Consider the following 11697-nt stretch of genomic DNA (forward strand, 5'->3'; position numbering starts at 1 on the left):
AACCCGACATCTACAAAAAACCTCAAAAGCGCTTTCTCATGTAAGGGCAATTGAAGAGCCGGTAAAATTTATTCGCGAGCATTATCATCGTCAGATCAGCATTGATGAATTAGCAGAGCTTGCGCATTTGTCGGTAAGTGCTTTAGAGCGCCGCTTTAAAAAGCATTTAGCAAAAACACCTAATCAATTTATTAACGAAGTGCGTCTCGAAAATGCCCGCAAGCTACTGATTGAAACGCAACTGCCTATTTCACAAGTGGCCTACCAGTGTGGGTTTTCTGAGCCGAGTTATTTCAGCAAACAATTTCGGCGTTTGTTTGGTGAAATTCCCTCACAAATGCGCTCGCAATTAGGTGATTAAATTGCAGCTCTTGCCATTAAAATAGCCCCTTGCTCTGCACTGGCAAGGGCGGGGGTTAAATGCGCTTTACTGGCATCAGTTAAGTAAGGCGTGATGGCACTGGCAATGCCGCCCATCAAGGTGATTTTTGTAATACCTTGTTTTTCAAAGTAAGCGATATATCGGCTAATGTATGCGCACGCTTCATTGATTAATTGCTGACAAAAAGCATCGTCAGAATGGCTAAATTGGGCAGCAAAAATAAGCAATTAGTTTATCCATCGAGGCGCTGTTATTACAGCAATAGTTTCTAGGGGTTATGCGATGCACAATTTTGGTGGGGCTTTGGTTGTTGTTCACAGTAGCCAATCGGACTATGCTGGTACCTCGTTTATGAGGAATTTCTTATATGGTGCTAACCTAAGAGCTATGGAATGTTAGCGGATGCTATTATTCGTTTATCCGCTGGAACACAAAGTTACCAAGTAAAGGATGGTTTCAAGGTGCTGTTGATTTCATTTTTAATTCAGGCGACTACACGGGAGATCCCCTAGAAGTCATGAAGGTATAAACTATTATGTTAAAGTCTTTTCTAATAATCAAAATGACTCAAACTATGTAAGTTGTTTAGATGAACAGTCAATTGCCAATCACTCCACATTAAACGATGCTTCAAACGACTCAACTACTGGCGGCTCTGGTGGTGGAGGTGGCGAAGGTTTGGGCGATTTGAAAGGAACCAAGTACAGACATGTGTGGTGGCGGCTTAGGTGGAGTATGGTGTTTCGTTCAAGGGGATACCCAACATATTGCTTCACTAGTTAAGAGTTTGTCGTCAATTATTAGAGGTTTAGTGATGATGTTTTTTAAAAAATATTCAGTTATTATATGTGGGCTTTTCTTGTCTGCATGTTCAGAGTACCCTGTAACAGATGGAGAAGTGGTTCAGCATTATTATGATAATGCTGACACTTATCAATCATTAGCTGAGCAATCTTGTTTGATTCCCAGACAAGAAAACAAAGACTTCTTAGTAATTTCTGTCAATGAAACTAACTCTGAATATTTTGATATTCAAAGTACTCTTCGTGCATTGGGAAGAGACTCAATATCCATTTCCAATGTAAGGGGAGAATGCTCATTAGAGGTTATATATGACGCATTCGGCCTAGGAGGTAGTGCTACAGTGTATTCATTAAAATTTAATGTAGTTCAACCTATCCCCTATAATAAAATAGTCCATGCGTTTAAAAAGAGAAAAGATACTAAAGATGATATTAATTTTGATATGAAGTTAAGCAATGGATGGTACTTTTCTTTTTCTCAAAATTAACCGTAGTTAATTTTTAAGGCTCTATTAGCATTAATTGGAGAATGTTGAAAACCCAAGTTTTCATTAAGAATAATCGTTTTTAGTTTTAGAGCTGAACCAAACCCAACAAGGTGAGCTTGGTTGGTTTTCTACATCAAAGCATGCTTTAAAAGATCACGATGGCAATGTGATTGGCACTTACGGAGTGACCCGACATTTACAAAAAACCTCAAAAGCGCTATCTCATGTAAGGGCAATTGAAGAGCCGGTAAAATTTATTCGCGAGCATTATCATCGTCAGATCAGCATTGATGAATTAGCAGAGCTTGCACACTTGTCGGTAAGTGCTTTAGAGCGCCGCTTTAAAAAGCATTTAGCAAAAACACCTAATCAATTTATTAACGAAGTGCGTCTCGAAAATGCCCGCAAGCTACTGATTGAAACGCAACTGCCCATTTCACAAGTGGCCTACCAGTGTGGGTTTTCTGAACCGAGTTACTTCAGCAAACAATTTCGGCGTTTGTTTGGTGAAATTCCCTCACAAATGCGCTCGCAATTAGGCGATTAAATTGCCTCTCTCGCCATTAAAATAGCCCCTTGCTCTGCACTGGCAAGGGCGGGAGTTAAATGCGCTTTACTGGCATCAGTTAAGTAAGGGGTAATGGCACTAGAAATACCGCCCATCATGGTGATTTTTGTAATACCTTGTTTTTCAAAGTAAGCGATATAGCGGCTAATGTATGCGCACGCTTCATTGATTAATTGCTGACAAAAAGCATCGTCAGAATGGCTAAAAACTAGGGGCGCAAATTTGGCAAGCTCTGCAGGGCGCGCTGATATTAAACGCTGACTTAACGCTTGGCTTGAGTCGCAATTAAGCTGGGTGAGTAGGGTATTTATTGCTGCAGAACTTTGCGCAACACCATCAAGTACTGAAAATGCTTTACGGCAAAGTTGTAAACCTAACCAACCACCACTGGCACCATCGCTTAGTAATAATCCGTAGCCACCTAATTCGCTAAATTGGTTTTGCTGTTGGTAACCCGCACAAAAGCCTGTGCCCAGAATAATCACCGCACCATCATGGTGTTGATGCGCGCCTTTACAGGCAATCAGCATATCTGTTGACAGGGTAAATTTGGCAAAAGGGTGCTGCCATTTGGTCATAGCTTGATAGGCAGAGTCGATATTAGCACCGGCAAGTCCGGCATGCACATAGGTGTTTTTCAGCTCGCTTAAGGCAAGCCCAGCTTCATGAAATGCAAGTTCAGTAGCGTGCAGTATTGACTCTTGGCTTTGTTGGCAGCTGGTGGCCACGTTTGCTGAGCCACTTATGGCTTCGCTAAGCAATGAGCCGTTTTCGTTTTCTAAACGAACTTTACACTTACTGCCACCGCCATCAATACCTAAAAAATACATTGCCATGCTTAATCCTTTGAAAGAAGCTTATTGATAGCCTCAGCATTAATTGCACCATTTTCGTTGTGCACGCATGAGTGTACATGCACAGCTGCCTTTGCTGAATGGTTTTTTATTAATTGCCAAAGTGTTGGCGCGTTTTCTAAAGTAACGCCACCACCCATAACAACTTCTATCTGATTAGCGCTGTGTGCTAAGTATGTGTTGAGCTGATTTAGACCATCAACAGCACGTTGACCGCTTTGCCACGGCGTGCCTGCTGTTAAGATGCGGTCAACGCCTAAACTAATCAATTTATCAAGTGCGTTTAACGGGTTTGTAAGGATATCGAATGCACGGTGAAAGGTCACCATCAGGCCATGCTGTTTGGCAGTGGCAACTAAAGAGCGGGTCACTTCTAAATCAAGTTCGCCGTGTTTAATTGCACCAAATACCACCCCATGCGCCCCCGCGTTCGCTGCCAGTGTAATTTGTTTTTGCAATAGGTTGCGACATTCAGCACTAACAAAAAAGTTGCCTGCTTCGGGGCGTATCATCACCACTAACTCTGCACTATTAGTCAGGTTTTTCACAGCACAGTCAATCGCATTAACACTTGGTGTTAAGCCGCCTAGGTGTAAATTACTGCATAGCTCAAAGCGTTTCGCGCCTAAGTTACTAGCCATTGAAATGTTGTTAGCAAGCTGCTTTAAGCTCCCTTCGTTTAGGCATACTTCAAGAAATTTACCATTGTTCATGGGCGTGTTTTTACCATATCTATTACACCTATTTTTTAGTTACTCAATTTGTGAGTGATTAACAAATACATGGAATTTCTAATTATTATTTATTATCAATATTTTAAATGAGATTTTGAGTTTGTTTTGCTGAGCCGGAAAACTGAAAATCGCTGAGCTTAACTATAATTCAGAAAATATAAAAATGAATATAAAATATTCCTAACGCCGATTTTGTCATATCTCTCACCGAATTTTTATTATCACTTTTTGACCGCTCACCCTATTCTGAGTTTGAGTTTAACAAGCTGTTAACTACCGAAAATCAGTTTAAAAACCGACAACAATAAATCGTTTTTGCAGAGGCTAAAACCTCTTATACAAAAACAGAACACACAACTGGAGATAGGCATGGGCAAGCAAACTGTAATAAAAACAAAAGGGCAAGGAAGGCATTTTAAGCGTAATGCAATTTTAATATCGCTACTGGCTGCAATTAATACAAGCTATGCAGCAGAGCAAGCTAATGATGATGTAGAAGTGATTGAAGTACGAGGTATTCGTTCTTCAACCGCAGAAAACTTAGCAATAAAACGACTTTCAACGGCAACAGTTGATGCAATCACCGCAGAGGATATTGGTAAGTTTCCAGATAAAAATGTCGCTGACTCATTGCAACGTGTATCGGGCGTTTTGATTGACCGCGACGGTGGCGAAGGTAGCCGCGTGAGTATTCGTGGTACGTCACCGGATTGGACTCTCACCCAATTAAACGGTAACTATATTGCTTCATCAGGTTCTGGTACTCCTACCCGTAGTTTTAATTACACGTTATTGCCTTCAAGCATGATCAAAAGTGTAGAAGTGTACAAAAGTGCTGAAGCACGCATCGATGAAGGTGGTATTGGTGGTACGGTTATTTTACACACCCGAAAACCGCTTGAGATGGAAGCAAATTCAGGGGCGTTAAGTGCAGAGGTGACTTACGATGATGTGTCTGAAGACACTAAGCCGCAAGTCAACGTGCTGTATTCTTGGAAAAATGACGACGAAAACTTTGGTGTACTGGCCGGTTTTACTCGTCAAGATCGCACCGTAACAACCATCACTAACAACGCATCACACTGGCGTTTTCACTCAGATACCGTTGAAGGGGCAGAGCGCCCAGCGCTGGTAGACCAAGCCACTGGCGAAGTGTACAACAATGTATGGGCACCTCGTGCGATGAGTGTTAATAACTCAAACCAAGACCGTACACGCGATGGTTATCAAGTCGCTGTGCAGTGGGCACCGAGTGACAGACTTGATTTAAACTTTAACTATTTTGGTGCCAAGTTAGGCTACGACCAAACAGGGCAAAGTATTACTTTTGCCGAGTGGAACGATAACCACAACCCGTATTACGGCATTGTACTTGATGGTGATACCGTGGTTGCCTACGGTAATGGCGATAATGGTTTACTTAATGATAATAACTGGGGGGATGCCGATGTAAATGACGGTGTGGCTGTTCGCCGTGGTTTGTTATCGCCGCAGTTAACAGGGCGTGAGCGTTATGGCGAGTCAAAATCAAACACCTATGATTTTGAAGGTACTTATTATGGCGACACTTACAGCATTACAGTAAAACTTGGTCATACTGAAGCAGAAGGCGGAACCTCAAAAGAAACCTACGCCAATATTGATGCACGTTTAGGCTCAGTAAACAGCTGGTTGTGGTCAATTGAAAACGGAAAACCAAGCTACGAAGTGTCGACTGATTTAGCCACTGATAAAGAAGCATATCAATATTACGATTGGTTTGACTCATACTCATCTGAAAATGAAGACTCAGAAGATTACTTTCAAACAGATGTGAAATTTGACCTTGATGGCAGTTTTTTCACTCGTGTTTATGTGGGTGGTAAATACCGCGACCACGAAATTAAAGGCATTCGTAACGACTTTCGTTGGGATGACGGCATTGCTGATAACGGCGGTTACCGCGGTTACTTGCCAGGCACTGAGTGGTTCCATAATCCAGATTTTCACCCAGATGCGCCAACATTGGTAAGCGACCATGTGGTTGATAACAGTGCAGGTGATACAGGCGCATTTAACTTCTTAGCGTTTGACTTTGGAGCGCTGGATGATTACTTAAAAGAAAACTTTAGTCAGACAGTGGTGCCAACACTTTCGGGTACTTATGCTTTAGAAGAAAAAATTTGGTCTGTTTACACCCAAGCTGATTTTGAATGGCAAGATTTCCGCGGTAATGTCGGTGTGCGTTATGTAAATACAGAGCTGAGCACCTTGACCTACGATGATGTAATTGGTCAAGACGATGACGACACGGAGCCAAATGAGCGCAGTAGCGATGGCAGTGAAGTATTACCAAGCTTTAACCTTGCATGGGATGCAACCGAAGATCTAGTGGTGCGCTTTGCAGCAGCACGTACTATGGCAAGAGTGAGCTATTCAGACTTAAGCCAAGCAGAGTCATACGGTCCTCCTGTGAACATTAACTCGCCTGATTCATGGACAGGCCGTGGTAATGGTACCTCGGTAAACACAGGGCTTGAGCCTATGTTATCTGACCAATTTGATTTAGGCATTGAATGGTATTACGGCGATGGCTCTGCACTGGGTGCCACGTTATTCTCTAAAGATATTTCTAATTTACCAATCTCGACGGTAGAAATTGTAGAGCGTGAACATGATTGTTGTAACGGCCCAATTGAAGTCGAAATGAACACCAAAGTGGGTGGGGGTGATGCAAAATCAGAAGGTTTAGAGCTGTTCTTCCAGCATTCGTTCGATAATGGTTTTGGTATTTTAACTAACTATACTTACACAGATACCAGCACCAGCGAAGTCTCGACAGACGGACAAAAAACAGAGGCCGAAATACCAGGCACCGCTAAGCACCAATATAATGTGTCGGTGTACTTTGAGAATGACGACTTTAGTGTTCGTGCGTCATATAACTGGAAAGATGACCGTGCCAACGGGATTCACCAAGGCTACAACTTGTATACCAAAGACTATGGTCAGCTAGATGTGAATGCCTCGTATAACCTAACAGAGGATCTTTCGTTTACCGCGTCAGTGGTGAACCTAACTGAAGAAATAGAAGAAGGCTATTGGAAGCAAAGTAATCGCTTTACCTATAACCAATATTCGGGTCGTCGTTTTTACTTAGGCGCAAATTATAATTTCTAACCCAAGACATGTTGTTTGTTGCAACCTAAAAAGGTACTTTTATTAAAGTACCTTTTTCTTTTTTAAGACAATAATGATTGAATTTGTAGCAGCTACAGAGCAAGACAAAGCCTATTTACTCGACTTGAGATTAAAAACTATGGTTGAGCACTTAGAGAATCAAGGGTTATTTTTATCACTTGAGCAGCATCAAGCAAGAGTAGCAGAACATTTTGAGCACAGTCATTTAGTGTTAAATGATGGGCAATGTGTAGGCGCTGCAAAGTTCATCGTGAGTGATCAAGCTATCAGTTTGTTACAGCTACAAATTGCACCTAAAGAGCAGGGCAAGGGGTTAGGCACTAAGGTGTTAGACGCACTCAAAGCGCAAACAGCAGAGATTAATTTAACGGTGCTAAAAGCGAATCCAGCGTATGGATTATATCAACGGGCAGGGTTTAAAACGCTAGGCGAAGACGACTATGAGTTTCATATGCAGTGGCAGAAATAAAAAAGGGCGCTGTTAAAAAACTAAGCGCCCAATTTTGACTATTTCTTTTCTTCGTCAGGTAAGGTGACGTTTAGCTCAAGTACTGCTAAGTCATCTTCGTTTTGATCAAACTGAACCTGAACTGCATCAGTGTTTACATTCACGTACTTACGAATAACATCAAGGATGTCTTGTTTTAGCTGTGGTAAGTAATCTGGTGTACCACGCTGTGAACGTTCGTGCGCGACAATGATCTGCAATCGCTCTTTTGCTAATGACGCACTGCTTTTCTTTTCTGAGCGGAAGTAGTCAAGTAAAGACACATTAACCTCCAAAAATCCGTTTGAATAAGCCTTTTTTCTCTACGTCTAAGAAACGAAAATCAACAGTTTCGCCTAATAAACGATTGATAGCATCTGTATACGCTTGGCCTGCATCCGATTCCGAATCTAAGATAACCGGTTGACCAGAGTTTGATGCACTAAGTACAGCTTGTGATTCTGGAATAACGCCCAGTAATTTAATCGCTAAGATTTCTTGTACGTCTTCTACCGAAAGCATTTCGCCTTTTTCAACACGCTCAGGATTATAACGTGTTAATAGTAGGTGTTCTTTTACGCTTTCTAGGCCTTCTTCAGCACGTTTTGACTTGCTGTGTAAAATACCAAGAATACGGTCAGAGTCACGTACTGATGATACTTCTGGGTTCGTTGTTACAATCGCTTCATCAGCGAAGTACATTGCCATCATTGCACCGGCTTCAATACCCGCTGGTGAATCACATACAATGTAATCAAAATCTTTTTTCAGCTCGTTAAGTACGCGCTCAACACCGTCACGGGTTAGGGCGTCTTTATCACGTGTTTGTGAGGCAGGTAAAATGTATAATTTATCGACGCGCTTATCTTTAATAAGTGCTTGATTTAGGTTTGATTCACCATTGATTACGTTTACGAAATCATAAACAACACGGCGTTCACAACCCATGATAAGGTCAAGATTACGCAGACCAATATCAAAGTCGATAATAACGGTTTTAAAGCCTTTAAGCGCTAAACCTGTGCCAATCGCAGCACTCGATGTGGTTTTACCAACACCACCTTTACCAGAAGTAACGACAATCACTTTTGCCATGAGATTTATCCTTTAACCAAAGCTGAAATTTCTAATGAATCATTTTTTTGTTGGATTTGTACTGCGCTGCCCCAGTGTTCACCCTGAAGAGAGTCGCTGATCCAATAACTACCATTAATTGAAACAAGTTCTGCTTCTAATTTTTGGCAAAATATATTTGCTTCGTTGTAACCTTTTGCCCCTGCAATTGCACGGCCGCGTAAGGTGCCATAAATATGCACATTACCATCGCTAATCACTTCGGCACCATGACTTACAGCGCCAATCACGATTAAATCGCGGTCTTTAGCATACACTTGTTGGCCCGAACGTACAGTGCCATGAATAACTTGCGCAGGCAGGTGAACGGTTTTTTCAACGATAGATGTATTTGTTTGTTGTTTAGCGGTCGCACCCTTAACGTCTTGTGAATAATTTAACACCGACAGGCCCGCAGCTTTTGCGATTTCGTTTTGCTCTTGAGAGCCATTACAAACCCCAACCGGGTTTAACGAAAGACCACTTAACATTGATTTTAAGAAAGAGAAATCAAGCGCTTCATCTTGTACGTCGCTTAAGTTGATTACGATAGGCGCACCGGCAAAGAACTTAGGTGCTTGGGCGATTTTCTCATCTAACTGCTTACTTAAAAGGGCTGTATCTGCTGAAAATAAATGTAAAACAGATAACGTAAAAAGGTTCCCTTTTAATTCAAAAATTTGTTCCGACATACACGCTCAATTGAATTGTCTGGATTAGCATTATTTAAGTATAAACACAGGCTGAACAAGGCATATACAGTAAAAATCTAATCTATTTTTTCTAACTTATTATATGACTCATGTTATAGTGTGCGCCTTCGTTAAGCAAGATATTATAGGGTCATAATGCTAACTGCGGTGTATAAAAGTATTAAAAAAGCGGATACATACCTTTTTGTAGAAAAAAGAGATGATTTCTCTCGCGTACCTGAACCTTTACTAGAAACGTTCGGTCAACCTAAGTATGTGATGATCATCAATCTAGCAAGCCGTGAAGAGTTAGGCGTGGCAGATTTAGAAACGGTTAAGCAAGCGTTAATTGATAAAGGCTTTTACTTGCAATTACCTCCGCCGGAAGAAAATCTGTTAACCCAATTTAAAAAAGACAAGGGAGTTGAGAGTGATTAAAAAACTTGCCGTTATTTTACTCAGTGCTTCATTAAGCACTTCAGTATTGGCAGAAGAAAAGACACAAGCTGATTTTGACGTTTACGTTGCTGCATTAAAAAAAGAAGCGATTGAAAAGGGCTATGATCAAGCACTTATCGACCAAGCATTCGCAACGGCTAAATTTAAAAAGAAAGTTATTTCAGCAGATAAAAATCAGCCAGAAGTAAAAGAAACCCTCGAAACCTATTTACCTAAACGTGTGCCGCAATGGAAAATTGACCGCGCCCGTAAATTATACAAAGAACACCAAGACGTACTTGAAAAAGTAGCCAAAGAATACGGCGTTCAAGCGCGTTTTATTGTGGCACTTTGGGGCCTTGAAAGTAACTTCGGGAAAATCCAAGGTGGTCACAGTGTAATTGCATCATTAGTCACACTTGCTTTTGATGGTCGCCGCGAAACCATGTACAAAAACCAACTTTGGGCAGCGCTTGATATCTTAAAAGAGGGCCACATTACCCTTGATAAGTTCAAAGGCTCATGGGCTGGTGCAATGGGTCAAACACAGTTTATGCCAACCTCATTTAACGCTTACGCTGTAGATTACAACGGTGATGGTCGTAAAGACATTTGGACCACAGAAGAAGACGCTTTTGCCTCAATTGCTAATTACCTTAAGCAAGAAGGTTGGAACGATGATTTAACCTGGGGTCGCCAAGTTAAATTACCTGAAGGCTTTGATAACGCAAACATTCTTAAGCGTGGCACTAAAACCCGCAGTCAATGGCTAGAGTATTGGAAAAACTCAGAGCGCAGCCTTGCAGACTGGCAAGCTCTTGGTGTGCGTAAAATGGATGGCAGCGACTTACCAAATGTGGACATAACCGCCGCAATGGTAATGCCAGATGATACCAATGGTCGTATGTACCTAGCCTACGATAACTACAAAGCACTTATGCACTGGAATCGTTCGTATTACTTTGCAACCAGTGTTGGTTACTTATCAGATCGCATCGGTTACCCAGCGATTAAGTAATCGAGTAATAAAAGTTAGCAAGTATCAAGGGTAAAGCGATAAGTTTTACCCGAGCAACTTGCTAACTTTACTCTTGTAACTTGTAACTTATTGGGCGTTAAAACGCCTCCTACAAACTTTACTCTTGTAACTCGAAACTTTCCCCTTGTAACTCGCTAACTTTCCCCTTGTAACTCGCTAACTTTACTCTCGCCCCTAGCAACTCGCTAACTTATTCCCCTTTCCCCGGTTTTTTCAAAATCTTGTCTTTAAAATCAAGTACTTTTCCAATGCCAGAGCCTAGTTTCATTAGGCTTTGAAGTTGTTCAGGGCTTAAGCGTTGTAGCTCTGCTGACCACTTAGTAACGGTTTCGAGCAGGTCGTGAATTTCTTGCATTTGCTGTTGAGCAAAGCGCTCATCGTCAGTGTGGGCTTCTTCTAAAATGTTATCGCGAAGAAGGCTAAGGGTTGGGTCTATCTCGCGCTTTTTACGCTCTTCGAATACGCGGTTGGCCATATCCCAAATGCTGCCAGCAGGGCCGTAGTATTCTTTACGGTCACCGGGAATATGATGCACTTTAATTAAGCGCCAAGACTGTAGCTCTTTAATGCCCATGCTGACGTTTCCGCGCGAGATACTTAAGGTATCGGCAATTTCATTGGCGGTCATTGGCTCTTTAGTAATGGTTAATAATCCACACATTTGACCAATGGTGCGGTTAAAGCCCCAACGGCTACCCATTTCACCGCAGTGCATAACAAAAGCTAAGTTTTTTTCAGATAGGCTCATAATTTTTAGTATTCAAAAATTTCAGAAATTAAATGCTAGCACGCTCGGGGTATAACTAAAAGAAATAGCCACTATGCAATCTGCTACTACTAAAGTGTAGATACGCCACATTTTAAATTTAAGTTATTGAATTTAAACAATAGTTCAATTAAATGCCGTAGTGATTAGCTA

13 protein-coding genes and 1 pseudogene are annotated in these 11697 nt (G+C 41.5%); 7 read left to right on the forward strand and 7 right to left on the reverse strand.

What is annotated here, in order from left to right:
- On the forward strand, positions 1–361 hold a 361-nt coding region (locus C2M25_RS22110), incomplete at its 5' end, for a helix-turn-helix domain-containing protein (protein WP_234003612.1).
- On the opposite strand, the gene C2M25_RS18955 is transcribed toward C2M25_RS22110, so the two are convergent.
- A complete protein-coding gene (locus tag C2M25_RS18955) occupies positions 358–609 on the reverse strand; it encodes a hypothetical protein (RefSeq protein ID WP_105181877.1) in 252 nt (83 codons plus the stop codon). The genes C2M25_RS22110 and C2M25_RS18955 overlap by 4 nt on opposite strands.
- A gap of 482 nt (positions 610–1091) precedes the next feature.
- On the opposite strand from C2M25_RS18955, the gene C2M25_RS18960 reads away from it, so the two are divergent.
- On the forward strand, positions 1092–1673 hold the full coding sequence (locus tag C2M25_RS18960; RefSeq protein WP_105181878.1) for a hypothetical protein: 582 nt from the start codon (positions 1092–1094) through the stop codon (positions 1671–1673).
- An 85-nt stretch (positions 1674–1758) separates the two neighbouring features.
- Positions 1759–2220 (forward strand): annotated as a pseudogene (locus C2M25_RS18965) (helix-turn-helix domain-containing protein); the annotation flags it as partial.
- Here the strand turns inward: C2M25_RS18965 and C2M25_RS18970 are convergent.
- Together C2M25_RS18970 and C2M25_RS18975 are read right to left on the reverse strand one after the other, a co-directional pair.
- On the reverse strand, positions 2217–3077 hold the full coding sequence (locus C2M25_RS18970) for a BadF/BadG/BcrA/BcrD ATPase family protein (protein WP_105181879.1): 861 nt from the start codon (positions 3075–3077) through the stop codon (positions 2217–2219). The pseudogene C2M25_RS18965 and the gene C2M25_RS18970 overlap by 4 nt on opposite strands.
- A 2-nt stretch (positions 3078–3079) precedes the next feature.
- Positions 3080–3808: a copper homeostasis protein CutC gene (locus tag C2M25_RS18975; RefSeq protein WP_105181880.1), complete on the reverse strand. Its 729-nt coding sequence runs from the start codon at positions 3806–3808 to the stop codon at positions 3080–3082.
- 390 nt (positions 3809–4198) lie between these two features.
- Between C2M25_RS18975 and C2M25_RS18980 the strand changes: the two genes are divergently transcribed.
- Entirely contained in the window at positions 4199–6988 is a 2790-nt protein-coding gene (locus C2M25_RS18980) for a TonB-dependent receptor (protein ID WP_105181881.1), read from the forward strand.
- Positions 6989–7061: 73 nt separating this feature from the next.
- Positions 7062–7478 (forward strand): GNAT family N-acetyltransferase, encoded by a 417-nt coding sequence (locus tag C2M25_RS18985; RefSeq protein ID WP_105181882.1) that lies wholly within the window; start codon positions 7062–7064, stop codon positions 7476–7478.
- 38 nt (positions 7479–7516) lie between these two features.
- Here C2M25_RS18985 and minE read toward each other — a convergent pair whose 3' ends face one another.
- The 3 genes from minE to minC are packed head-to-tail and all read right to left on the reverse strand — an operon-like array spanning position 7517 to position 9301.
- On the reverse strand, positions 7517–7780 hold the full coding sequence (minE, locus tag C2M25_RS18990) for a cell division topological specificity factor MinE (protein ID WP_054552047.1): 264 nt from the start codon (positions 7778–7780) through the stop codon (positions 7517–7519).
- A gap of 1 nt (position 7781) precedes the next feature.
- Positions 7782–8591: a septum site-determining protein MinD gene (gene minD, locus C2M25_RS18995; RefSeq protein WP_063707427.1), complete on the reverse strand. Its 810-nt coding sequence runs from the start codon at positions 8589–8591 to the stop codon at positions 7782–7784.
- A 5-nt stretch (positions 8592–8596) separates the two neighbouring features.
- Positions 8597–9301, reverse strand: coding sequence for a septum site-determining protein MinC (minC, locus tag C2M25_RS19000; protein ID WP_063707426.1), 705 nt, complete (start codon positions 9299–9301; stop codon positions 8597–8599).
- A gap of 156 nt (positions 9302–9457) precedes the next feature.
- On the opposite strand from minC, the gene C2M25_RS19005 reads away from it, so the two are divergent.
- Positions 9458–9739 carry a YcgL domain-containing protein gene (locus C2M25_RS19005; protein WP_105181883.1) on the forward strand — a complete coding sequence of 94 codons (282 nt, stop codon included), beginning with the start codon at positions 9458–9460 and terminating at the stop codon, positions 9737–9739.
- A complete protein-coding gene (locus C2M25_RS19010) occupies positions 9732–10757 on the forward strand; it encodes a lytic murein transglycosylase (RefSeq protein WP_105181884.1) in 1026 nt (341 codons plus the stop codon). The genes C2M25_RS19005 and C2M25_RS19010 overlap by 8 nt, the downstream gene beginning before the upstream one ends.
- Before the next feature lie 211 nt (positions 10758–10968).
- Here C2M25_RS19010 and C2M25_RS19015 read toward each other — a convergent pair whose 3' ends face one another.
- Positions 10969–11526 carry a GbsR/MarR family transcriptional regulator gene (locus C2M25_RS19015; RefSeq protein ID WP_055021667.1) on the reverse strand — a complete coding sequence of 186 codons (558 nt, stop codon included), beginning with the start codon at positions 11524–11526 and terminating at the stop codon, positions 10969–10971.
- Between the last annotated feature and the right edge of the window lie 171 nt (positions 11527–11697).

The organism is Pseudoalteromonas sp. T1lg21 (assembly GCF_002964625.1).
GTDB classification, from domain to species: Bacteria; Pseudomonadota; Gammaproteobacteria; order Enterobacterales; family Alteromonadaceae; genus Pseudoalteromonas; species Pseudoalteromonas gelatinilytica.

What these genes read in the sequence shown, in the direction of transcription:
- minC (WP_063707426.1), bottom strand. Translation starts at nt 9,301, where the DNA reads ATGTCGGAACAAATTTTTGAATTAAAAGGGAACCTTTTTACGTTATCT.
- C2M25_RS18975 (WP_105181880.1), bottom strand. Translation starts at nt 3,808, where the DNA reads ATGAACAATGGTAAATTTCTTGAAGTATGCCTAAACGAAGGGAGCTTA.
- C2M25_RS18970 (WP_105181879.1), bottom strand. Translation starts at nt 3,077, where the DNA reads ATGGCAATGTATTTTTTAGGTATTGATGGCGGTGGCAGTAAGTGTAAA.
- C2M25_RS19015 (WP_055021667.1), bottom strand. Translation starts at nt 11,526, where the DNA reads ATGAGCCTATCTGAAAAAAACTTAGCTTTTGTTATGCACTGCGGTGAA.
- C2M25_RS19005 (WP_105181883.1), top strand. Translation starts at nt 9,458, where the DNA reads ATGCTAACTGCGGTGTATAAAAGTATTAAAAAAGCGGATACATACCTT.
- C2M25_RS18985 (WP_105181882.1), top strand. Translation starts at nt 7,062, where the DNA reads ATGATTGAATTTGTAGCAGCTACAGAGCAAGACAAAGCCTATTTACTC.
- C2M25_RS18960 (WP_105181878.1), top strand. Translation starts at nt 1,092, where the DNA reads ATGTGTGGTGGCGGCTTAGGTGGAGTATGGTGTTTCGTTCAAGGGGAT.
- minD (WP_063707427.1), bottom strand. Translation starts at nt 8,591, where the DNA reads ATGGCAAAAGTGATTGTCGTTACTTCTGGTAAAGGTGGTGTTGGTAAA.
- C2M25_RS18980 (WP_105181881.1), top strand. Translation starts at nt 4,199, where the DNA reads ATGGGCAAGCAAACTGTAATAAAAACAAAAGGGCAAGGAAGGCATTTT.